This window comes from Nocardioides epinepheli, assembly GCF_037936805.1.
Taxonomy (GTDB): domain Bacteria; phylum Actinomycetota; class Actinomycetes; order Propionibacteriales; family Nocardioidaceae; genus Nocardioides.
Genome location: NZ_JBBMMC010000016.1, coordinates 53,588 through 74,642, shown reverse-complemented (window position 1 = coordinate 74,642; position 21,055 = coordinate 53,588). Strand labels below are relative to the sequence as shown.

Here is a 21,055-nt window from a genome sequence, read left to right as displayed (position 1 = left end):
TGGATCGATGACTGGGCGTGCTCAGGGGGTGGGAGCGCTCGTTGCGGCGCAGGTGGGGCAACGGCCCCAGTAGATGACCTCGGCCTCCTCGATCGCGAAGCCGTGATCGTGGGCGGCGGTGAGGCAGGGCGCGTCGCCGACGGCGCAGTCGACGTCGGCGATCGCGCCGCAGGATCGGCAGACGAGGTGGTGGTGGTTGTCGTCGATGCGCGCCTCGTAGCGCGCCACCGACCCGTTCGGCTGGATCCGGCGCAGCACCCCCGCCCCGGTGAGCGCGTGCAGCGAGTCGTAGACCGCCTGGTGGGAGACCTCGGGCAGCGCCACCCGGACGGCCCGGATCAGGGTGTCGGTGTCGGCGTGCGGGTGGTCGTGCACGGCGGCGAGGAGCGCGACCCGGGGGCGGGTGACGCGCAGCGAGGCGCCGCGCAGCACCTGCGCGAGGTCCTCGGCGTCCGCGATCTGCTCCATGAGGCCACCATGTCGGCGATTCTTGAATTAATCAAGTTTGGTGAGCCATGCCTGAGACGGCCCCGACCGGCTCCGGAACCGGGCGCCTACCCTGGTCGCGATCGGGACGTCGTCCCGACCGGCGCTCAACGACGCTCGCCGCCCCCCGCCGAAAGCCGGTCCACACCGGCCGACAGGAGACAGTGCCATGCCCGGGCTCGACGAGAAGCTCCACGACATCTACGACGAGGTGCTGCGCCGCAACGCGGGCGAGACCGAGTTCCACCAGGCCGTCCACGAGGTGCTCGACAGCCTCGGACCGGTCGTGGCCAAGCACCCGCACTACGCCGACGCCGCGGTGATCCGCCGACTGTGCGAGCCGGAGCGGCAGATCATCTTCCGGGTGCCGTGGGCCGACGACCAGGGCAACGTGCAGATCAACCGGGGCTTCCGGGTCGAGTTCAACTCCGCGCTGGGCCCCTACAAGGGCGGCCTGCGCTTCCACCCCTCGGTCTACCTCGGCATCGTGAAGTTCCTCGGCTTCGAGCAGATCTTCAAGAACTCCCTCACCGGCCTGCCGATCGGCGGCGGCAAGGGCGGCAGCGACTTCGACCCCAAGGGCCGCTCGGACGCCGAGGTGATGCGCTTCTGCCAGGCCTTCATGACCGAGCTCTACCGCCACATCGGCGAGTACACCGACGTGCCGGCCGGCGACATCGGCGTGGGCGGGCGCGAGGTCGGCTACCTGTTCGGGCAGTACAAGCGGATCACCAACCGTTACGAGTCCGGCGTGCTCACCGGCAAGGGAGTCACCTGGGGCGGCTCGCAGGTGCGCACCGAGGCCACCGGCTACGGCACGGTCTACTTCACCCACGAGATGCTCAAGGCCCGCGGCGAGTCCTACGACGGCAAGAAGGTCGTCGTCTCCGGCTCGGGCAATGTCGCGATCTACGCCATCGAGAAGGTGCACCAGCTCGGCGGCACCGTGGTGGCCTGCTCGGACTCTTCGGGCTACATCGTCGACGAGGCGGGCATCGACCTCGATCTGGTCAAGGACATCAAGGAGAACCGGCGCGGCCGGGTCGCCGAGTACGTCGAGGCCCGCGGCGGGGGCGCGCGCTTCTCGGCGTCCGGCTCGATCTGGGAGGTCCCCTGCGACATCGCGCTGCCCTGCGCCACCCAGAACGAGCTCAACGGCACCGACGCCAAGGCGCTCATCGCCTCGGGCTGCACGATCGTCGCCGAGGGCGCCAACATGCCGTGCACCCCGGACGCCGTCCGCCTGTTCGTCGAGGCCGGGGTCGGCTTCGCTCCCGGCAAGGCCGCCAACGCCGGCGGCGTGGCCACCAGCGCCCTGGAGATGCAGCAGAACGCCTCGCGCGACTCGTGGAGCTTCGAGCACACCGAGGCACGCCTGGCCGAGATCATGCGCGGCATCCACACCCGCTGCCTGGAGACCGCCGACGAGTACGGCTCCCCCGGCAACTACATCGCCGGCGCCAACATCGGCGGGTTCATCCAGGTCGCCGACGCCATGCTCGCCCTCGGCCTGATCTGACGGCGCGGGGAGTCCCACTTAGGGAGTCGCGGCGGCCACGACGAGCCGGGCGGCCGCCTTGGCGCGCACGGCCGCGTCCGGGTCGGCGGCCAGTGCGCCGGCCGACAGACCGCCGTCGAGCAGCAGGGTGAGCGAGCGGGCCACGGCGTCGGCGTCTTCGAGTCCGGCGTCGGCCGCCAGGTCGCGGACCCACCGCAGGACGGCCTCCTTGTGAGCCACCGTGCGCTGGTGCACCGGCGTGCCCGGCACGGACTCGGCGGCGGCGTTGATGAACGCGCATCCGCGATAGCCGTCGCGCCGGCAGGCCAGGGCGAGGGCGTCGAAGAGGCCGACGAGCTGGTCGGCCGGGTTGGGCCCGGCGTCCCGGGCGGCGTCGTGCAGCTGCCCGGTCCAGATCTCGTCGACCCGATCCAGGTAGGCCACGACCAGGTCGTCCTTGGCCGGGAAGTGGCGGTAGAACGTCGCCTTCGCGACGCCCGACTCGGCGATGATCCGGTCGACCCCGACCGCGCGCAGGCCGTGGGCGTAGAAGAGCGGGAACGCGGCGTCGAGGATGCGCTGCCGGGCCGCGGACGAGGTCACCCCTTGAGGATAGACAGGTCTGTCTGCTAGCGTCTCGTGACCTACGAGACAGACCTGTCTCTCTTGCCTCTCGGAGGAGATCCCATGCACCTCGCTGTCCTCGGCACCGGCATGGTCGGCCAGGCGATCGCGGCCCGCCTGGCCGGGCTCGGGCACTGCGTGGTCGTCGGCACGCGCGACCCGGAGGCCACCATGGCCCGCACCGATCCAGAGGGCTCCGCCCCCTTCGCCGACTGGATGCGCGCCGTCCCCGACGTCGGGCTGGCCACGTTCGCCGACGCGGCCGCCGGGGCCGAGCTCGTCGTCAACGCGACCAGCGGCGCGACCGCCCTCGACGTCCTGGCGCTGGCCGGCGCGGAGAACCTGGCCGGCAAGACGCTGCTCGACCTCACCAATCCGCTGGACTTCTCCGCGGGCTTCCCACCGACGCTGCTGGTGGACAGCACCGACTCCCTGGCCGAGCAGATCCAGCGCCGGTTTCCCGAGACCTCGGTAGTCAAGGCGCTCAACACGCTCACCGCCGAGCTGATGGCCGACCCCGGCCTGCTGGGCGCGGGAGGCACCGTCTTCGTGTCGGGGGACGACGCAGCGGCCAAGGCGGAGGTCGTCGCGCTGCTGGAGAGCTTCGGCCACGACGACGTCCTCGACCTCGGCCCGCTGGAGACAGCCCGCGGCACCGAGCACCTCCTCCCCCTCTGGCTGCGCCTGATGGGGGCTCTGGGCACCGCGCGCTTCAACGTCAAGGTCGTGCGCTGACGCGACGGCCCGCGCTCACCGGGGGCTGACGGCGTCCGGGTTCTCCAGTCGGTCGCCACCCAGGCCGGGGGCACCGGGCAGCACGGTCGGGGGCTCGACGGTCCGGGTCTCGGTGTGACCGTCGGCGTAGGTGGCGGTGAGGGTGATCGGGTCGGCGCCGGACGTCGTGGCGTCGGGCCACCATGCGGCGTAGGCGTCGTCGGAGACCGTGGCCTGCAGGGTGCGGCCGGCGGACTCCACGCTCACCGACCGGACGCCGTCGGGCAGGTCGCCGGTGACCCACCCCATGCCGCCCTCCGCCGTCGAGCCGGACCCGAACGACGACGGCGCGAGCGGCCCCGCGGCGGGGACGTCGGGGCTCATCGCGACCATCGGGTCGTCGGCGCCGAGGAGGCAGGTGCCGGTGTAGGACCCGATCCGCAGCACCACCAGGGTCCAGTCGCCGCGGCGTTCGGCGACGCTGATCTCGCCCGCGCGGATCTGCCCGGCGCTCGGTCCCCAGGCCTCCGCGTCGTGGCTGCGCAGGTCGACCTGGAGCGAGCGGCATTCGCCGGCCGCCTCGTCGGCGGCGGTCGCCGACAGGGGCGTAGCGGTCGAGGTCCACGAGGCGTAGGCGGGACCTCCCCCGAGGAGTGCGCTGACGCCGGCCGCGACGCCCGCGGTGGCGGTCGCGGCGACCCCGAGGGCGACCAGGCGACGCCGCGGGCCCGGGCGCTCGGGCCGGGCGACAGGGGCCGGCGGCGTGTCGAGGATGCGCTCGAGGGTGGCCTGCGCCGTCGGGCCGGCCGAACGGTAGGGGTCCGGCCGCGAAGCGGGGTCGAGGCCGCGCACGCCCAGGTCGAGTGGGTCGCGGTGTCCGGGGTGATCGTGGCGAGTCATCGCAGTGCTCCTTGCTGAGGTGGGATGGAGGCGCCTGGGTCACCGAGGGCCAGGTGCAGGCGCAGGGCACGGCGGGCCCGCGAGAGCCGGTGTCGGTACGCGACGGCCGAGATCCGCAGGACCGCGGCGGCCTGGTCGCTGGTCAGGTCGTCCCAGAGCGCGAGCGCGAGGGCCTCCTGGTCGACCGGGCGGAGCCGGTTCCAGGCCTCGACCAGGTGGAGTCGCTCGACGACCGCGCCGGCCTCGTCGGCGACGTCGTCCGGGTTCGCCACCCGGACCGCCAGGGCCTGACGACGGGCGGCACCGCGGCGTGCGTTGAGCATCGTGTTGCGGGCGATGCCGAACAGCCAGGCGCGCGCCTCATCGTCGTCGTCGGGCAGTTCCCCGACCCGCCGCCAGGCGACCAGGAAGGCGTCGGCGACGACGTCCTCGGCCTGCTCGGGCGACGACCGCCGCTGCACGAAGCGCACGAGATCGTCGTAGCTGCGCTCGAAGCAGCGGCGGAACCTGAGCTCGACCGTGTCCATACCCCCTCATGTCCGCCGACCCACCCGCTGTGCCGGGCGGCGCCGCTCATCCTGGACGGCGCTCAGCCGGAGAGGTCGGGGAAGTCGCTGTCGCGATACTCGGTGGCCGGCCGGTGCTCGCTCACGTCGACCTCGCGGTGGCGCAGCTCGACGCGGCGGATCTTCCCCGAGATCGTCTTGGGCAGCTCGAAGAACTCCAGGCGCCGCACCCGCAGGTACGGCGCGAGGTGCTCGCGGGCGTAGGCCAGGATCGACCGCGCGGTCTCCGGCGTCGGCTCGTGGCCGGGCGCGAGCGCGATGTAGGCCTTCGGGACGGCGAGCCGGACGGCGTCCGGTGCCGGGACGACGGCCGCCTCGGCGACCGCCGGGTGCTCGATGAGCACCGACTCCAGCTCGAAGGGGCTGATCTTGTAGTCGGAGGCCTTGAACACGTCGTCGGTGCGGCCGACGTAGGTGATGTAGCCGTCCTCGTCGCGGGCGGCGACGTCGCCGGTGTGGTAGAAACCGCCGGCCATCGCGTCGGCGTTGCGCTCGGGGTCGCCCTGGTAGCCGGTCATCAGGGTGAGCGGGCTCGCTGCGAGGTCGAGGCAGATCTCGCCCTCGCCCACGCCGTCGACGACCTCGCCGGTTGCCGGATCGACCAGCACCACCGGGACGCCGGGCAGCGCGCGCCCCATCGAGCCGGCGCGCACCGGCTGACCGGGGGTGTTGGCGATGCTCGCGGTGGTCTCGGTCTGCCCGAAACCGTCGCGGATCGTGAGCCCCCACGCCTTCTCGACCTGGCTGATGACCTCGGGGTTGAGCGGCTCCCCGGCGCCGATCGCCTCGCGCAGCACCCCAGGGCCGCCGGACAGGTCGGCGTTGATGAGCATCCGCCACACCGTCGGCGGCGCGCAGAACGTCGTCACCCCCTCGTCGCGGATCTGGCCGAGCAGCGCGACGGCGTCGAAGCGGGCGTAGTTGTAGACGAACACCGTCGCCTCGGCCAGCCACGGGGCGAAGAAGTTGGACCAGGCGTGCTTGGCCCAGCCCGGGCTGGAGATGTTGAGGTGGACGTCGCCGGGCCGCAGCCCGAGCCAGTACATCGTCGACAGATGTCCCACCGGGTAGGAGCGGTGGGTGTGCTCGACCAGCTTGGGCCGGCTGGTCGTGCCGGAGGTGAAGTAGAGCAGCAGCCGGTCGGTGGTGGCATTGCCCGGGTGCTCGATCGGCTCGTGGTCGGCGATCTCGTACGCCGCCGCGTACGGCCGCCATCCCCCGCCGGCCGCCTCGGCGTCCCCGACGACGAACCGGCGGTACTCGCCCGGCACCTCGTCGAACTTCGCGGTGTCGGCGGCGTTGCAGATCACGGCCTTGGCCTCGCCCCGCTCGAGCCGGTCGACGAGCTCGGCCGGTCCGACCGCGGTGGTCGTGGGCATCACCACGGCGCCGAGCTTCATCACCGCGAGCATGCTCTCCCACAGCTCGACCTGGTTCCCGAGCATCACCACGACGCTGTCGCCACGACCGATCCCGGCGTCGCGCAGCATCGCCGCGACCTGGTCCGAGCGGGTCGCGAGCTCGTCGAAGCTGTACGCCGCACGCGATCCGTCCTCCTCCACGATCACCAGTGCGGGCGCGTCGTTGCCGCGGGCGACGGCGTCGAACCAGTCGTGGGCGAAGTTGAAGCTGTCGCCGACGTCGGGCCACTCGAAGCCCTCGATCGCACCCGCATAGTCGGTGCGGAGGTCGATCAGCTGGTCACGGGAGGCGCGGAGCGCGGAGGTCGCAGTCACCCGCTCATCCTGCGACGAACCGCCCCGGACCGCCACCACCACCCGCCTCCTGGACCGCCGTTCACGCTGACCCGTCCGCTATAGCTGACGGCTCACCGTCCAATTTCCGCTGACCCGTCCGCTATAGCTGACGGGTCAGCGTCGAGGAGGGCTGGTTGAATCCGGGAATGGCGAGTGCATCGGTGATCGACTTCGGTCCGCTGGAGGGGGCGCTTCCGGAGGGGGCGTTGATCCTCGAGCCGGACCGGATGGCGGGCTATCGGTTCGACCGGGCCAACGACCCGGACGCCGGGACGCCGCGCGCCGTCGTGCGGGCCACCAGCACCCCCGACGTCCAGGCCGCAGTCCGGTTCGCCGGCGAGCACGGCCTGGCGATCGTCACCCGCGGCGCCGGCACCGGACTCTCCGGCGGGGCGACCGCCGTCGACGGCTGCCTGGTGATCTCGACCGAGCGGATGCGCGGCATCGAGGTCGACCCGCACACGCGCACCGCGGTCGTCGAGCCCGGGCTCCTCAACGCCGAGGTGAAGGCAGCCGTCGCCGAGCACGGCCTGTGGTACCCGCCCGATCCGTCGTCGTACGAGATCTGCTCGATCGGCGGGAACGTCGCCACCAACGCCGGCGGCCTGTGCTGTGCGAAGTACGGCGTCACCACCGACTACGTGCTCGGCCTCACCGTCGTGCTCGCCGACGGCACCGCGGTCGAGCTCGGCGGTCCCCGCCTCAAGGACGTCGCCGGGCTCTCGCTCACCAAGCTGTTCGTCGGCAGCGAGGGCACCCTCGGCATCGTCACGCGCATCGTGCTCCGCCTGCTGCCGGCACCGCACCCGCCCGCGACCCTCGTCGCGAGCTTCGCCTCGCTCGACGACGCCTGCCGCACGGTCCTCGATATCACCCGGCGGCTGCGGCCGGCGATGCTGGAGCTCATGGACGGCGTCACGATCGCCGCCGTCGAGGACCTCACCCACATGGGCCTGGACCGCTCCGCCGCGGCGATCCTGGTGATGCAGTCCGACGAGAGCGGCGATGCCGCGGCCCGCGAGATCGAGACGATGTCGGGCGCGTGCGAGGCCAATGGCGCCACCGAGTGCTACTTCACCACCGACCCCGAGGAGGGCGAGGCGTTCGTCGCCGCCCGCCGGATGGCGATCCCCGCGCTCGAGGGCCACGGCTCGCTCCTGCTGGAGGACGTCGGCGTCCCGCTCACCCGGCTCGGCGACCTCGTGCTCGGCATCGCCGAGATCGCCGCGGCTCGCGACGTGCGGATCGCGGTGATCGCGCACGCCGCCGACGGCAACACCCACCCGCTACTCGTCCTCGACCCGACCGACACCGACCAGCACCGACGCGCCCACACGGCGTACGGCGAGATCATGGAGCTCGCGGTCTCGCTCGGCGGCACGATCACCGGCGAGCACGGCGTCGGCCGGCTGAAGCAGCCCTGGCTCGGCCACTGCGTCGGCGACGACGTCCTCGCTCTCAACCGCCGGATCAAGGACGCCCTCGACCCGCGCGGCCTGCTCAACCCGGGCACGATGTTCGAGATCTGATCGCGGCCGAGGCACCGCGTGGCGATGCGGACCGGGGACCAGACCGGGCTTCCAGAGGTCGGCGCCCCGGCCGCTATGTTGAACGACATGGAGGACGCGACGAACGCCCCGTCCGATGCAGTCGACCAGGACCAGGAGACCGGAGAGCTCGTGGAGACCGAACCGGTCGAGCACGAGCCGAGCGAGATCACCTACTCCGAGCAGTTCTTCCCGGCCCGGCCGCGCGCCCTGCGCCCACGCGCGAGGCTGCGGCCGCAGGGCAGCCCGATGCTGGGCGAGGACCGCACCGGCGAACCGGTAGGCACCAACCCGGCCTACGTGATGTGGCTGGAACGGTCCTCGATGCTGCACGACGCCACGGTGATCGCCGGACAGTTCTCCGGCCGCGGCAGCATGTGGCAGAACCCGTACGCACAGCCCGATCCGCAGGCCGCCATCGAGACGGCGTCGGTGTGGTTCACCGCCTACCCCCTGTCGTTCCTCACCAAGCCCGGCGAGACCTTCCTCGGCACCTTGGGCGATCCCGCGCTGTGGGAGGCGTTCGAGCAGATCGGCATCAACGCCGTCCACACCGGCCCGGTCAAGCGGGCCGGTGGGCTCGACGGCTGGCAGCCGACGCCGAGCGTCGACGGCCACTTCGACCGGGTGAGCACCGAGATCGACGTCGCCTTCGGCAACGAGGACGACTTCCGCGCGATGTGCGAGGTGGCCGGCGAGCACGGCGGCACGATCATCGACGACATCGTGCCCGGGCACACCGGAAAGGGAGCCGACTTCCGGCTGGCCGAGATGGGGTACCGGGACTACCCGGGCGTCTACCACATGGTCGAGATCGAGCCCGACGACTGGCACCTGCTCCCCGACATCCGGCCCGGCCGGGACTCGGCGAACCTGAACTTCGAGCAGGAGGACCGGCTCGCGAAGGCCGGCTACATCGTGGGCGAGCTCCAGCGCGTCATCTTCCACGACCCCGGCATCAAGGACACCAACTGGAGCGCGACCGCCCCCGTCGTCGGCCCCGACGGGCAGACCCGGCGCTGGGTCTACCTGCACTACTTCAAGGAGGGACAGCCCTCGATCAACTGGCTCGACCCCACCTTCGCCGGCATGCGCCTGGTGATCGGCGACGCGCTCCACTCACTCGGCGACCTCGGCACCGGCGCGCTCCGCCTGGACGCCAACGGCTTCCTCGGCGTGGAGAAGAGCGCCGAGGGCTCGCCGGCCTGGTCGGAGGGTCACCCGCTCTCGGAGGCGGCCAACCACCTGATCGCGAGCATGGTGCGCAAGGTCGGTGGCTTCACCTTCCAGGAGCTCAACCTCACCATCGACGACATCCGGCAGACCTCGCGCGCAGGGGCCGACCTGTCCTACGACTTCATCAACCGACCGGCCTACCAGCACGCGCTCGCCGTCGGCGACACCGAGTTCCTGCGGCTCACCCTGAACGCCTCCCTCGACTTCGAGGTGGCGCCGCGCAGCCTCGTGCACGCCCTGCAGAACCACGACGAGCTCACCTACGAGCTCGTCCACTTCGCGACCCTGCACAAGGACGACGAGTTCACCTTCCGCGGGGAGACGATCCACGGCGGCGACCTCGCCGTGCTGATCCGCGCCGAGCTCATCGACCGGCTCACCGGCCCGCACGCGCCGTACAACGCGATCTTCACCACCAACGGCATCGCCTCGACGACGGCGAGCGTCATCGCCGGGGCCCTGGGCCTCGAGTCGCTGGACTCCCTCACCGACGACGACATCGAGCAGATCAAGCGTGCGCACCTGCTGCTGTCGATGTTCAACGCCTGGCAGCCGGGCGTCTTCGCACTGTCGGGGTGGGACCTGTGCGGCATGCTGCCGCTCCCCCGCGAGGGCATCGAGCACCTGCTCGCCACCGGCGACACCCGGTGGCTGCACCGCGGGGCCTACGACCTCATGGGCTATCGCAGCAACGACCCCGGAGCCTCCTTCACCGGCATGCCCCGCGGCCGCAGCCTGTACGGCGACCTGCCGACCCAGCTCGCCGACGACGACTCGTTCGTGTCAGGCCTGCGCACGATCCTCAAGCTCCGCCGGGAGTCCGGCCTCGACGTCGCCACGCAGCTCGAGGTGCCGGCGGTCTCTAACCGGAGCATGCTGGTGATGGTGCACGAGCTCCCCGACGGCCGCACCCAGGCGACCGTCCTGAACTTCTCGGCCGAGGAGATCTCGGGCACGGTGAACTCGAGCCACTTCGAGCCCGGCTCGACGGTGCGCGACATGGTCGACGGCGTCGAGGTGGGTGAGATCGACGAGCTCAACAACTTCAGCATCACCCTCGCGCCGCACGCGGGGCACTCCCTGGTGGTGGAGGCCCCGGCGCCGCCGGAGGATGCCGAGGACGAGTTCGATGTCACCGACTGACTCCTCTCGCTGACCTCGGCGCGCGGGTAGTCGTCCTCGCGGGTGGTCAGGCGCCAGTCAGGTTCGCGCGCCCACGATCGAGGCATGCTCCTCGATCGGCTGCGCGATCCGCGGGTCGGACTGCTGCTCCTCCTGACGGCGGCGGCGACGGTCTTCGTGTGGGACCTCGACGTCTCGGGATACGCGAACACCTACTACTCCGCGGCTGCGCAGGCAGGTGCCGAGTCATGGAAGGCGATGCTGTTCGGCTCGCTCGACCCGGCGAACGCCATCACCGTCGACAAGCCGCCGTTGGCGCTGTGGCCGATGGCCCTGTTCGTCCGCGCCTTCGGCATGTCGTCGTGGAGCGTCCTGCTCCCGCAGGCGATCGAGGGCGTCGCCTCGGTGGGCCTGCTCTACGGGTGCGTTCGTCGCAGCACCGGGAGGGCGGGCCCAGCACTGCTGGCGGGGGCGGTCTTCGCACTCACACCGGTCTCGGTGCTGGTGTTCCGCTACAACAATCCCGACGCGATGCTCACCGCCCTGCTCCTCGGTGCGGCGTATGCGACCCTGCGCGCGCTGGACAGCGAGCGAGCGTGGCGGTGGGTGCTGCTGGCCGGAGTCCTGTGTGGGCTCGGTTTCCTGACCAAGATGCTCGAGGCGTTCATCGTTCTCCCCGCCCTCGCGCTTACCTACCTGGTCTACGGACAGCGGCGGACGCGCCTGGCCCGGCTGAAGGACCTCGCCGTCGGGGCGGTCGGACTGCTGGGCGCAGCCGGCTGGTGGGTCGCGCTCGTGGAGCTCTGGCCGGCGGGCAGCCGTCCGTTCATCGGCGGATCGCCGACCAACTCGGTCCTGCAACTCACCTTCGGCTACAACGGCTTCGACCGGATCACCGGGAGCACGAGCAGCACCTCGGGACTCGGCGTCCTAGGCGCCACGAACGTTGCTCGCATCGGCCGGACCGACTTGGCCGGCGAGATCCTGTGGCTCCTTCCGGCGGCGCTGGTCGCCTTCGGGCTGGCGCGGGTGGCGAGCAGGCAGCACGACGAGCGCTGGCGAATCCGGGCGGGCCTGGCGATGTGGTCGAGCTGGCTCCTGCTCGGCGGGGCGACGTTCGCAGCCATGGCCGGGATCTTCCACTCCTACTACACCGTGATCCTGGCTCCGGCGATCTCCGCACTACTCGCTACCGGGGCCTGGCTGGCGTGGGAGCGGCGTACAGACGCGAGGGTGCGCCGGCTCCTGAGCTGGTCGGCGCTGCTGACGGCTGTGGTCGCCGGCGCCACACTCCGCACTCTGGGGGCCTACCTGTCCTGGACGGCACTCCCGGTGCTCGCGGCGGGAGTGGCGGCGTCGCTGCTGATGCATCCTCGATCGGGCCCGCGACGGATCACCGCCTTGGTGGCGGCGACCGCCCTGGCCGCGGTCCTTGCCGCGCCGGCCTTGTTCAGCGCCGAGACCGTGCGCCTGGCTCACGTCGGGTCGGGTCCGATGGCCGGTCCGGGACGCGGTGCCGCGACGACGTCGCTACTCGCCGGGACCAGTGGCGCACCCGACAATCTGACGGGTGGACTGATCGGGCTGGCCGGCTTCTACTCCCCGCTCACCCCGCGGACCGCAGCCGCGGTGGCCGCCGACGCCGAGTCCTACACCTGGGCGGCCGCAGCGATGGGCGCCCGGTCCGCCGCCGCCTACGAGCTGTCGGTCGATGAGCCGATCCTGGCGATCGGCGGCTACAAGGGCACTGACCCACTCCCGACACTGGCGCAGTTCCGAGCCATGGTGCAAGCACATCAGATCCACTGGCTCATCCCCGGCGGCACCACGGGGCCGTCGGGACAGGCGATCCAGACCTGGGTCACAGACCACTTCGCCGCCCAGCAGATCGACGGACGGACGCTCTACGACCTCTCGGCCGGAGCTGGCACCTGACACTCCGGGTTTTTTCTTGACCTATGGGTACAGAATACCTATGGTGAACTCCATGGGACGCCCACCGACCTTCGAGCGCGACGAGGTCATCGACAAGGCGATGGACCTGTTCTGGCGCCAGGGCTACCGCGCCACCACGCCGAACGACCTGGTCGACACCCTGGGCATCGGCAAGGGAAGCCTGTACCACGCCTTCGGCAGCAAACGGGAGCTCTTCAGCCTCGCCCTGGATCGCTATCGCGACCAGCAGGCTGTCCTCATCGACCGAGCGCTCGCCGAGCCTGGCCCGATCAAGGACCGGATCATCGCCGCGATGCGGCTGATCATCGAGCTCAACACGACCGACGCCGACCGACGCGGCTGCCTGGCGGTCAACACCGCCGCCGAGCTCGCCACCGTCGACGAGGACGCCGGCGAGCGGGTCAGCGCGATGTTCGAGCGCACCACGGGCGCCTTCACCGACGCGATCCGCGCCGGACAGGCCTCCGGCGAACTGCGCACCGACCTCGACGCCGACGCCGTCGCGCTCCATCTGCTCACCACCCTGGTGGGCCTCCAGGTGCTCACCCGCACCACCCTCGACCCCGAGCGTCTCGCGCGCTCGGTGGAGGTGGCGGTCGCCGCCTTGTGAGGTCCGGGTCGCCCGACTCGGTGCCTGTTGCTAACCAGATTTTGTACTCACAGTTACAGAAAGGCATAACCATGGACCTCGGACTCACCGGCAAGGTCGCGATCGTCACCGGAGCCAGCCGCGGGATCGGGCTGGCCACCGCTCGCGCACTCAGTGCCGAAGGCGCCCACGTCGTCGGCGCCGCTCGCAAGCCCTCGGCCGAGCTCGAGGCGACCGGAGCGCTCCCGGTCGCCGTCGACCTCACCGACCGCGGCAGCGCCGACGTCGTCCTGGAGGCTGCGCTGGAGGCGCACGGGCGCCTCGACCTGCTCGTCAATAACGTCGGCGGCGACGCCGGCCTGGGCCCGGTCGGCTTCGCCGAGCTGAGCGACGACGACTGGCTCGACGTCTTCTCCACCAACCTGTTCGCCACCGTCCGCGTCACCCGCGCGGCGCTACCCCACCTGCTCGAGTCGCGCGGCGTCGTCGCCAACGTCTCCTCGATCGGCGCCCGGCAACCCGACTTCCCACCCGTCGCCTACAACGCCGCCAAGGCCGCCCTCACCGCGGTCGGCCGTGGGCTTGCCACCGAGGTGAGCCCGCTCGGCGTCCGGGTGTTGACCGTCTCCCCCGGCCCGACCCGTACCGACATGTGGGCCGGCCCCGACGGCATCGGCGCCCGCTTCGCCGCCGCATCCGGCCTGACCCTCGACCAGGTGCTCGACGGCGCACCCGAGCACGTCGGCATGCTCACCGGCGCCATGATCGACCCCGCCGAGGTCGCCGACCTCCTGTGCTACCTGCTCTCCCCGCGCGCGGCGAGCATCACCGGCTCCGACCATCTCATCGACGGCGGTGCCGTGCGGGCGGTGTGAGCCTGCGCCGACCAGGGCGCAACTGCGTCCGAGTCCACTCCGCGTACGATCCCAGGGTCCCTGGGATGTGATCCGGATCGAGGGCGTCGATGCGAGCGACTTACGAGCAGAACCCCGCGGACAACACCGAGGCCCTGCACCTGGTCGACGCGACGGGCAACACCTTGTCGATCATCCGCGCCCTGCACCAGGAGTCGGCGGATGACCCAGACGCACGCCGCTACGCGTTAGCGCAGGACACCGGTGCCACCGTCTACGGCGGGATCGACCTGTGGCTGGTCGACGATGATGATCACGGCTGGATCTACCTGAGCCCTGAGGCCGAAGTGGTCCTGGACGCCGACGGCGATGCCTACGAGGTCGAACTCCCCGCCGACGAGTTCGACCTGGTCGATCGGACCCTGAGGCGGTTCCTCGCACTCGACGGAGGCGAGGTCGTCGATGAACGACGGAGTCGCTGATCGGCTCGTCTCAGTTCAGGTCGAGTGCCGTCAGCAGGATCTGGAGGCCGAAGCCGAGCCCCGCGAGGAACAGCCCGACCACGAGTCGAAGCGCCGCCCCGGTGCCCGGACGGACGGCCGCCGGCCGGATCCGGGACTCCGCGGGTGCCGTGGGGTTGACGAGCACACGAACGCGCGCGCCGGCCCGGAGTCGGTGGCCGGCCGGGTTCTGGGCGGTGAGCGCGCGCCCGTCGTCGAGCAGGAGGTCGACCGGACCGCCGCGAGTCGGTCTCGCCTGTACTCGTGCTCGATGCAGCCGCCAGCCGCGGGTGCGCCCCGCCTCGCGGAACTCGGGGATGCTCCAGAGCACGAAGACGATGCCGAGTGCCATCAGCCCGAACGGCATCGCGCGGAGGATGGTCTCGACGCTGCCGTCGATCTGGTCGGTCCGCTCGTTCGCGGCGTCGAAGGCGGACGCCGAGACGGATGCGAGACCGAGATGCACGTACCGAGGGTAGGCGAGCCCGCACTGAACCCACGCGTCCACGACGCGGGCACCGGATGGGGGTGATGATGGATGGTGGAGCTGGCGGGAATCGAACCCGCGTCCTCGAGCGTCGAACCAGGTCTTCTCCGGGTGCAGTCTGTGCTGTCGCTTTTCTCGGCCCCGGCGCTCGCACAAACACGTCGCCGACGGGCTCAGTCAGGTTTGAGTCCCGTTCACCCCTCCTGACAAGAGGTGAACAGCAAGTCTCCTAGATGACGCCCACGTCCGGGCCGGAGACGGATACCCGGGTGGACGCTTCGATCACCGCTCAGGCGGCGAGAGCGAAGGAACTGCGCTTAGAGTCGGCAGTTATTGGTTTCCAGCGATCGTTTACGAGATGACGCTGGCTCCTCGACCCGCTTCCCCTGGAACTAACGTCCCAAGTCGAAACCGATCAGCCCCTCTTGAGTTGTGCATGTACTGCGCTGTCCAGTCTACCCATGCGCCCACGCCCGCAGCATCTCGGTTCCTGGCCCCTCGAGCTCGTCCAAGCGAACCGGACGGCGGGTGAGGGCCAGGGCGATCGCCTCGGCGGGCCCCTCGACGCGCGGACCGGTGCCGTGGGACCACTCGACGTCGGTGGCGACATAGGTGAGGTCGGGTGCGCCCTTGGGCAGGAACGCCCCGTGCGCCTTCGGCGAGGTGAGCAGGTCGAGGATCTCCGGCCAGGGGTCGAGAGGGCGATCGGTGGGGATGCCGAGCGGGTGCAGGCAGTCGAGACGGTGGATGAACAGGTCCGTGAGCGGTGCGTGCCAGTCATGCCCGGGCGGGGTGAACCGGCTCGTGGCGCGGTCGCGCAGCACCGCCGTGATCTCCGCGGTGGGTCGCGCGGCGCGCGGTTTCGCGAGCAGCACGTTGGCGCGGTCGAACTTGAAGCGCGCCCGGAACATCGCCTTGGCGACCTCGGGGATCGAGGCTGTCGGGCCGACCATGATGTGCGCCGCGACGTCTCTGACCGTCCACTCGCCACATAGCGACGGCGTCGCCCACTGCTCGGGCGTGAGCGTGTCGAGGACGTCGGCAAAGGCTCGACGCTCCTCGGCGATCGTCTGCCAGGCTCGGGTCTCGTCCATGGCGGGGACCCTAGACCACGGCTCCCCCACCGAGGTCGCGGACAGCGCGCGGTTCTGCCACGGACAGGATCCGCAACGAAGTGGGTCCGCTACGTGGCGGACCGGCCACGTGCGGGATCCGCTACGTGGCGGACCGGCCACGTGCAGGATCCGCTACGTGGCGGAACCGCTACGTACGGGATTCGCTACGTGGCGGATCAGCTACATAAGGGATCCCAGAGCGGGCCCACCCCTGGCGTTGGGGCCGAACCAGCCACTAGAACGGACCGGTGACCGATTCCCGCGCCTCCGTCGGCGATGTGCACGCGGCCGCGGAGTCGATGCCGCACGTGAAGGTGGTGGTCGGAGGCCGCGGCAATCGGGTCTATCAGGTGGGTGGCAAGTCGTTCGTGTTCTTCCGCACGCCACGTCCGGACGCTGTCGATCCCGAGACCGGCGAGCGCTACGACGACGTGATCGTGCTGTGGGTCGACGGCGAGGGCGAGAAGGCGGCGCTACTGCAGGACCCCGACGGCCCGTGGTTCACCACTCCACACTTCGACGGGCATCCGTCGGTGCTGGTGCGGGCCGCGGAGCTGGGCCGGCTGAGCCGGGACGAGGTCGTCGAGGCGGTGCAGGACGCCTGGCTGGCCCAGGCCTCCCCCACTCGTCGCCGGCGCTGGCTCGCCGAGCGGGGCCTCGAGGAATGAGTCCGGTCAGGACGTGACCCAGGACCGAACCGCAGCCGCGCCCGGCCCCTCGAGCCGATCGGCGAGCGCAGCGCGACCGGCCAGGACCGAGCCCAGCACGTCCGCGGTCCCGCGGACCTCGGGTCCCGCGCCCCGGCGCCACTCGACGTCGGTGGCGACGTAGGCGGCGGCCGGGAAGCCGCGCTTCACCACGCCGAGCATGGGCGTGCGACCGAGGAGGAAGTCGAGCACCGGTACCCACGAGGTCGCAGGCCGGTCGAGCGGAAGCGCCAATGGCACCGCGACGTCTACCCGGTGCACCATCACGTCGGTGAGCGGCGCCCGCGGGCCCATGCCCGGTGGCGAGAACCGGCTGTCGGGATGGGCCCGGATCCACGCGACCAGCTCGGGCGGCGAGGTACGCGCGTACCGAGCGGCCAGTACCTCGGTCACCCGACTCGGCACGCCCCGGCCATGCCAGGCCGCGCGCAACCGCTCGCTCGTCGAGCTCGCCTGCGCGCTGACCAGGTGGGCGACGACGCCGTGGACCGTCCAGGCCGGGCACAGGCTCTGCTCCTGCCAGTCCTCGGCTGCGAGCCCGTCGAGCAGGTCGGCGAACGCGACCCGCTCGGCGGCGATCAACGGCCACAGGTCCATGGTCACGAGCCTGGACCGAGGCGACGGCGCCGTCATCACCAGTTCGGTCGAACCTCAGCCGAGAAGGGCGTGCCCGTTCTCCCAGCAGACCGCGCGCAGCCAGTCATCGCCGAGACCGAGGTCGGCCAGCCCGGTGAGCTGCTCCACGTAGGGGTAGGGGATGGTCGGGAAGTCCGAGCCGAGCAGCACCTTCGGCTGGAGGTCGCGCAGTCGCGGCACCAGGTCGGCGGGATAGGCGACGTCGAAGAACTCGGTGAACATCATCGTGGTGTCGAGATGGACCCGCTCGTAGCGCTCGGCGAGGGTCAGGAACTCCGCGCACTCGGGGGCGCCCATGTGAGCGATCACCAGCGTGAGCCGCGGATGGCGCCGCAGGAGGCGCTCGGTGGAGTCCGGCCCGGTGAACTCGTTGCCGACCGGGCCGGACCCGGCGTGCACGACCACCGGCGTGCCGGAGTCCTCGAGCAGCCCCCACACGTCGTCGAGCAGCGGGTCGTCGAGGTGGAACTCCCCCACCTGAAGATGGATCTTGAAGATCTCGACGCCGGCGCCGAGCTCGGCGGCGACGTAGCGGGCGGCGTCGGGTTCGGGGAAGAAGGTCGCCGAGGCGAGCACCTCGGGCACTGCCCCGGCGAACTCGCGCGACCAGTCGTTGAGGTACTGAGCGACCTGAGGCTTGTGCGCGTAGGGCAGCGTGGAGAATCGCCGCACGCCGAACGAGCGCAGGATCTCCACCCGCTCCTCGTGCGACTGCCGGTAGCGGATCGGCCACTCCCGGCCGATCTTCGGGCCGGCCTGGTCGAAGACCGCCCACACCGCCCGCTGGATGCCCGGAGGCAGGAAGTGCACGTGGACGTCGAACAGCCCGGGCAGCCCGAGCGTCGTCCAGAACTCGCGGACGGGGGCGGCGTCGGAGTGCGCGGCCGGCTCGTCAGTCACGCATGCCCTTGAGCCGGCGTCCGACCTCCTGCTGGATCTCGCGATCGGCGTCGCGCTTGGCCAGCGACTGGCGCTTGTCCCACGACTTCTTGCCGCGGCCCAGCCCGATCTCGATCTTGGCGCGGCCGTTGAGGAAGTACAGCGACAGGGGGACGACGGTGAGGCCCTTCTCGCTCACCCGGCGCTCGATCTTGTCGATCTCGTCGCGGTTGAGCAGGAGCTTGCGCTTGCGCCGCGCGGAGTGGTTGGTCCAGGTGCCCTGGGAGTACTCGGGGATGTGGACTCCGTGCAGCCAGGCCTCGCCGCGGTCGATGTCGACGAACCCGTCGACCAGCGAGGCTCGGCCCTGGCGCAGGGACTTCACCTCGGTGCCCTGGAGGACCAGGCCGGCCTCGTAGACGTCGTCGATGGCGTAGTCGTGTCGCGCCTTCTTGTTCTGCGCGATCAGCTTGCGCCCCTGCTCCCTGGCCATGGCTCCCATTCTCGCAAGCGACGGCGGGTGGCCGCCAACCGGATTGCCACTCGAAGGCGGGTGCCTACAGGTACGGCATCGGGTCGACGGCGACGCCGTTGGCCATCACGGTGAAGTGCAGGTGGCAGCCGGTGGACCAGCCGGTGGTGCCCATCGTGCCGACGGCCTGCCCGCGCGCGACGCGGTCGCCCTCGGAGGCTCGGTAGCTGGCCATGTGGTTGTAGATGAGCACCAGGTTCTTGCCGTTGACGTTGCCGATCGACAGATAGAGCCGGTTGCCGTAGACCGAGTCGTAGTGGGTGTCGATGACCCGGCCGCCCGCGGCGGCGACCAACGGGGTGCCGCAGCCGCCCGGGGCGCCGAAGTCGGTGCCGTTGTGGAGGCTGTAGTAGCCGTAGATCGGGTGGGTGCGGTACCCGAAGGGCGAGGTGATGTAGCCGCCGCTGACCGGGTACTGGAGGTAGCCGTCGGAGTTGCCGGTGAACCCGGCGCGGTCCCGCTGACGCCGCGCGAGCGCGGCCAGCTGGTCGGCGATCTTCGCCTCCCGCTTGCGCAGCGCCTGCAAGGTGGCGCGGTCGCGGGCCCGGGCCGCGAGGGCCGCCTGGCGGGCGGTGCGGGCGTCGCCGACGTAGCCCTGGACCTTGAGCTTGGCGGCGTTGGTCTCCTCCACCAGCGTCTGCATCGCGACGAGGTGGTCGGCGGCCTCCTGCCGCTTGGCCTCCACCTCGGCGGTGGTGCGCTCGACCTCGGCGGCCTCGGCCTCCAGCTGCCCCTGGATCTCCTCGAGCCGGTCGAAGGCACCCGACTGGGCGCCGGTGACCACCTGGTCGGCGAGACGACGGTCGTTGATGTCGGTGAGCGAGGTGCTGTCGAGCAGGCTGCCGATCGCGCGCAGTCGCGGGTCGCCGTTGGTGTAGATGTCGATCACGCTCTCGCGGACGACGCCGCGCTGGCGCTCGGCAGCCGCGACTCCCGAGGCGTAGGCGGCGTTGGCCGCTACCAGGGCAGCCTCGGCCCGGTCGAGCTCGACCTGGAGCTGGGCGTCACGCTCGCGCGCGTCGGCCAGGCGACCGCGGGCCGCGCGCAGGTCGGCGCGCGCGGAGGCCAGCTGCTCGCGCACCGCGGTCAGGTGGCGGTTGGCCCGGGAAGCCTGCTTGCTGGCCTCGTCGAGGGCGTGGCTGGCGTCGTCGATCTGGCTCTCGACGTCGCGATGGCGTTTCTTGAGGTCGTCCTCGTCGGCGGCGTGGGCCAGGGGGACGGTGAGGACCGCGAGCGAGACGAATCCGGCCGCGGCTGCGGCCAGGCGTCGACGCGCGGCGCTGGGGAAGGAGCGCACGTGGGGAGCCAAACTATTCGGGGAAGCGAACGACTCGACCGTAGGGGACGAGAGTCAGAATCTGAGGTATTTCCGGGTCAGTAGGAGTGTCGGAATGATCGTGAGCAGCGGACCCACGACCGCCAGCACGGCGACGGTGTAGCCCCACTCCGGCCATCCGACGAACGGGAACCCGTCGAACTTGGGGTCGATGCCCTTGATGATCCCCCAGCGGGTGAACGCCGCGAGTGCGCCGGCGGCGAGCGCGACGCCGACGATCGCGTTGAACAGCGCCTCCAGCACGAAGGGCAGGGCGATGAAGATCCGGGAGGCGCCGACCAGGCGCATGATCTCGATCTCCTTGCGCCGCGCGAGGGCGGCGAGGCGGATCGTGTTGGCCACCAGCATCACCGCGGCGAGCACCAGGATCGCGGCCGCACCCCAGGCGGCCCACTTGATGGCGTCGATCGTGGCGAACACGGGGCCGACCAGCTCGCGGGCGGTGGTGATGTCGCGGACGCCGTCGAGGTTCTGGATCGCGCTGACGACCCCGGCGTACTCGTCAGGGTCCTTCAGGGTGATCCGGATCGTCTTCGGGACGTCGGCAGCGGTGAAGATCGGGTTGTCGCCCTCGAGCTGCTTCTCGTCGATGACCCCGAGTTCCTTGATCTTCTCGAATCCCTCCTCCTTGGAGATCACCTCGTAGCTGCGCGCCTCGGGGTTCTCCTTGATGGCGGCGATGATGGCCGCCTCCTGCTCGGGTGTGACCTCGGCGACGCACTGTGGGAAGTCGGACTCGTTGGGCACGCAGAGGGTGACCGAGATCTGCAGCTCGTTGCCGATCGCCTCGGCGGTGAGGTCGGCCTGCTTGCTGAACATGATGCCGATGCCGGCCAGGCTCAGCGAGACGAACAGGGTGAGGATGACGGCGGCGTGCATCGACAGGTTGCGACGCAGGCCCTGGCGCAGGTTGGTGCTGACATGGCGCAGCTGCATGGAACCGGGTACTCCTGGAGCTCGGTGCGGGGAAGTGTGCGTTCGGTGTGGGTCGGTCGGGCCGGGTGGGAGGTCCCC

At 71.0% G+C, this 21,055-nt stretch carries 21 protein-coding genes and 1 other RNA gene; 9 read left to right on the top strand and 13 right to left on the bottom strand.

The window, feature by feature from the left end:
- Window positions 1-21 precede the first annotated feature (21 nt).
- Window positions 22-468, bottom strand: a complete 447-nt coding sequence (locus WMR31_RS18985) for a Fur family transcriptional regulator (RefSeq protein WP_340540462.1) — start codon at window positions 466-468, stop codon at window positions 22-24.
- 187 nt (window positions 469-655) lie between these two features.
- On the opposite strand from WMR31_RS18985, the gene gdhA reads away from it, so the two are divergent.
- Complete coding sequence (gene gdhA / locus WMR31_RS18980) at window positions 656-2,005, top strand: NADP-specific glutamate dehydrogenase (protein WP_340540461.1); 1,350 nt, start codon at window positions 656-658, stop codon at window positions 2,003-2,005.
- Between the two features lie 18 nt (window positions 2,006-2,023).
- Here gdhA and WMR31_RS18975 read toward each other — a convergent pair whose 3' ends face one another.
- Complete coding sequence (locus WMR31_RS18975) at window positions 2,024-2,587, bottom strand: TetR/AcrR family transcriptional regulator (RefSeq protein ID WP_340540460.1); 564 nt, start codon at window positions 2,585-2,587, stop codon at window positions 2,024-2,026.
- Between the two features lie 84 nt (window positions 2,588-2,671).
- Here WMR31_RS18975 and WMR31_RS18970 point away from each other — a divergent pair, with 84 nt between their 5' ends.
- Window positions 2,672-3,343, top strand: a complete 672-nt coding sequence (locus WMR31_RS18970) for an NADPH-dependent F420 reductase (protein ID WP_340540459.1) — start codon at window positions 2,672-2,674, stop codon at window positions 3,341-3,343.
- A 15-nt stretch (window positions 3,344-3,358) separates the two neighbouring features.
- Here WMR31_RS18970 and WMR31_RS18965 read toward each other — a convergent pair whose 3' ends face one another.
- The 3 genes from WMR31_RS18965 to WMR31_RS18955 all read right to left on the bottom strand — a co-directional run bounded on the left by WMR31_RS18965 (window position 3,359) and on the right by WMR31_RS18955 (window position 6,524).
- Entirely contained in the window at window positions 3,359-4,222 is an 864-nt protein-coding gene (locus WMR31_RS18965) for a hypothetical protein (protein WP_340540458.1), read from the bottom strand.
- Window positions 4,219-4,749, bottom strand: coding sequence for an RNA polymerase sigma factor (locus WMR31_RS18960; RefSeq protein WP_340540457.1), 531 nt, complete (start codon window positions 4,747-4,749; stop codon window positions 4,219-4,221). The genes WMR31_RS18965 and WMR31_RS18960 overlap by 4 nt, the downstream gene beginning before the upstream one ends.
- A 62-nt stretch (window positions 4,750-4,811) precedes the next feature.
- Window positions 4,812-6,524, bottom strand: coding sequence for an AMP-binding protein (locus WMR31_RS18955; protein WP_340540456.1), 1,713 nt, complete (start codon window positions 6,522-6,524; stop codon window positions 4,812-4,814).
- 167 nt (window positions 6,525-6,691) lie between these two features.
- Here WMR31_RS18955 and WMR31_RS18950 point away from each other — a divergent pair, with 167 nt between their 5' ends.
- The 6 genes from WMR31_RS18950 to WMR31_RS18925 all read left to right on the top strand — a co-directional run bounded on the left by WMR31_RS18950 (window position 6,692) and on the right by WMR31_RS18925 (window position 14,331).
- On the top strand, window positions 6,692-8,074 hold the full coding sequence (locus WMR31_RS18950; protein ID WP_340540455.1) for an FAD-binding oxidoreductase: 1,383 nt from the start codon (window positions 6,692-6,694) through the stop codon (window positions 8,072-8,074).
- Window positions 8,075-8,161: 87 nt separating this feature from the next.
- Complete coding sequence (treS, locus tag WMR31_RS18945; RefSeq protein ID WP_340540454.1) at window positions 8,162-10,471, top strand: maltose alpha-D-glucosyltransferase; 2,310 nt, start codon at window positions 8,162-8,164, stop codon at window positions 10,469-10,471.
- 84 nt (window positions 10,472-10,555) lie between these two features.
- Entirely contained in the window at window positions 10,556-12,385 is a 1,830-nt protein-coding gene (locus tag WMR31_RS18940; RefSeq protein ID WP_340540453.1) for an ArnT family glycosyltransferase, read from the top strand.
- A 52-nt stretch (window positions 12,386-12,437) separates the two neighbouring features.
- The gene (locus WMR31_RS18935) at window positions 12,438-13,016 is read left to right on the top strand and encodes a TetR/AcrR family transcriptional regulator (protein WP_340540452.1); all 579 of its coding nucleotides are present in this window, start codon (window positions 12,438-12,440) and stop codon (window positions 13,014-13,016) included.
- Window positions 13,017-13,087: 71 nt separating this feature from the next.
- Window positions 13,088-13,870: an SDR family NAD(P)-dependent oxidoreductase gene (locus tag WMR31_RS18930; protein WP_340540451.1), complete on the top strand. Its 783-nt coding sequence runs from the start codon at window positions 13,088-13,090 to the stop codon at window positions 13,868-13,870.
- A gap of 89 nt (window positions 13,871-13,959) precedes the next feature.
- Window positions 13,960-14,331 (top strand): hypothetical protein, encoded by a 372-nt coding sequence (locus tag WMR31_RS18925; RefSeq protein ID WP_340540450.1) that lies wholly within the window; start codon window positions 13,960-13,962, stop codon window positions 14,329-14,331.
- A gap of 10 nt (window positions 14,332-14,341) precedes the next feature.
- Here WMR31_RS18925 and WMR31_RS18920 read toward each other — a convergent pair whose 3' ends face one another.
- From WMR31_RS18920 to WMR31_RS18910, 3 genes are all read right to left on the bottom strand, one after another.
- Entirely contained in the window at window positions 14,342-14,815 is a 474-nt protein-coding gene (locus tag WMR31_RS18920; protein ID WP_340540449.1) for a DUF3592 domain-containing protein, read from the bottom strand.
- 73 nt (window positions 14,816-14,888) lie between these two features.
- Window positions 14,889-15,259, bottom strand: a transfer-messenger RNA (tmRNA) gene (ssrA, locus tag WMR31_RS18915).
- A 32-nt stretch (window positions 15,260-15,291) separates the two neighbouring features.
- Entirely contained in the window at window positions 15,292-15,930 is a 639-nt protein-coding gene (locus WMR31_RS18910) for a maleylpyruvate isomerase family mycothiol-dependent enzyme (RefSeq protein WP_340540448.1), read from the bottom strand.
- 269 nt (window positions 15,931-16,199) lie between these two features.
- Here WMR31_RS18910 and WMR31_RS18905 point away from each other — a divergent pair, with 269 nt between their 5' ends.
- Window positions 16,200-16,619, top strand: coding sequence for an MmcQ/YjbR family DNA-binding protein (locus WMR31_RS18905; protein WP_340540447.1), 420 nt, complete (start codon window positions 16,200-16,202; stop codon window positions 16,617-16,619).
- A gap of 6 nt (window positions 16,620-16,625) precedes the next feature.
- Here the strand turns inward: WMR31_RS18905 and WMR31_RS18900 are convergent, their stop codons facing one another.
- The 5 genes from WMR31_RS18900 to ftsX form a co-directional block, all read right to left on the bottom strand.
- Window positions 16,626-17,255 carry a maleylpyruvate isomerase family mycothiol-dependent enzyme gene (locus WMR31_RS18900; protein WP_340540446.1) on the bottom strand — a complete coding sequence of 210 codons (630 nt, stop codon included), beginning with the start codon at window positions 17,253-17,255 and terminating at the stop codon, window positions 16,626-16,628.
- A gap of 54 nt (window positions 17,256-17,309) precedes the next feature.
- Window positions 17,310-18,194, bottom strand: a complete 885-nt coding sequence (locus WMR31_RS18895; RefSeq protein ID WP_340540445.1) for an amidohydrolase family protein — start codon at window positions 18,192-18,194, stop codon at window positions 17,310-17,312.
- Window positions 18,187-18,666 (bottom strand): SsrA-binding protein SmpB, encoded by a 480-nt coding sequence (gene smpB / locus WMR31_RS18890; RefSeq protein WP_340540444.1) that lies wholly within the window; start codon window positions 18,664-18,666, stop codon window positions 18,187-18,189. Before smpB ends, WMR31_RS18895 begins: the two co-directional genes overlap by 8 nt.
- A 64-nt stretch (window positions 18,667-18,730) precedes the next feature.
- On the bottom strand, window positions 18,731-20,002 hold the full coding sequence (locus WMR31_RS18885) for a M23 family metallopeptidase (RefSeq protein ID WP_340540443.1): 1,272 nt from the start codon (window positions 20,000-20,002) through the stop codon (window positions 18,731-18,733).
- 54 nt (window positions 20,003-20,056) lie between these two features.
- Window positions 20,057-20,977, bottom strand: a complete 921-nt coding sequence (gene ftsX / locus WMR31_RS18880) for a permease-like cell division protein FtsX (RefSeq protein ID WP_340540442.1) — start codon at window positions 20,975-20,977, stop codon at window positions 20,057-20,059.
- Window positions 20,978-21,055: the final 78 nt, after the last annotated feature.

Excerpts from the sequence above, each read along its gene's own strand:
- WMR31_RS18985 (WP_340540462.1), bottom strand. The coding sequence starts at position 468 with ATGGAGCAGATCGCGGACGCCGAGGACCTCGCGCAGGTGCTGCGCGGC.
- gdhA (WP_340540461.1), top strand. The coding sequence starts at position 656 with ATGCCCGGGCTCGACGAGAAGCTCCACGACATCTACGACGAGGTGCTG.
- WMR31_RS18970 (WP_340540459.1), top strand. The coding sequence starts at position 2,672 with ATGCACCTCGCTGTCCTCGGCACCGGCATGGTCGGCCAGGCGATCGCG.
- WMR31_RS18965 (WP_340540458.1), bottom strand. The coding sequence starts at position 4,222 with ATGACTCGCCACGATCACCCCGGACACCGCGACCCACTCGACCTGGGC.
- WMR31_RS18960 (WP_340540457.1), bottom strand. The coding sequence starts at position 4,749 with ATGGACACGGTCGAGCTCAGGTTCCGCCGCTGCTTCGAGCGCAGCTAC.
- WMR31_RS18950 (WP_340540455.1), top strand. The coding sequence starts at position 6,692 with ATGGCGAGTGCATCGGTGATCGACTTCGGTCCGCTGGAGGGGGCGCTT.
- treS (WP_340540454.1), top strand. The coding sequence starts at position 8,162 with ATGGAGGACGCGACGAACGCCCCGTCCGATGCAGTCGACCAGGACCAG.
- WMR31_RS18940 (WP_340540453.1), top strand. The coding sequence starts at position 10,556 with ATGCTCCTCGATCGGCTGCGCGATCCGCGGGTCGGACTGCTGCTCCTC.
- WMR31_RS18935 (WP_340540452.1), top strand. The coding sequence starts at position 12,438 with ATGGGACGCCCACCGACCTTCGAGCGCGACGAGGTCATCGACAAGGCG.
- WMR31_RS18930 (WP_340540451.1), top strand. The coding sequence starts at position 13,088 with ATGGACCTCGGACTCACCGGCAAGGTCGCGATCGTCACCGGAGCCAGC.
- WMR31_RS18925 (WP_340540450.1), top strand. The coding sequence starts at position 13,960 with ATGCGAGCGACTTACGAGCAGAACCCCGCGGACAACACCGAGGCCCTG.
- WMR31_RS18910 (WP_340540448.1), bottom strand. The coding sequence starts at position 15,930 with ATGGACGAGACCCGAGCCTGGCAGACGATCGCCGAGGAGCGTCGAGCC.
- WMR31_RS18900 (WP_340540446.1), bottom strand. The coding sequence starts at position 17,255 with ATGGACCTGTGGCCGTTGATCGCCGCCGAGCGGGTCGCGTTCGCCGAC.
- smpB (WP_340540444.1), bottom strand. The coding sequence starts at position 18,666 with ATGGCCAGGGAGCAGGGGCGCAAGCTGATCGCGCAGAACAAGAAGGCG.
- ftsX (WP_340540442.1), bottom strand. The coding sequence starts at position 20,977 with ATGCAGCTGCGCCATGTCAGCACCAACCTGCGCCAGGGCCTGCGTCGC.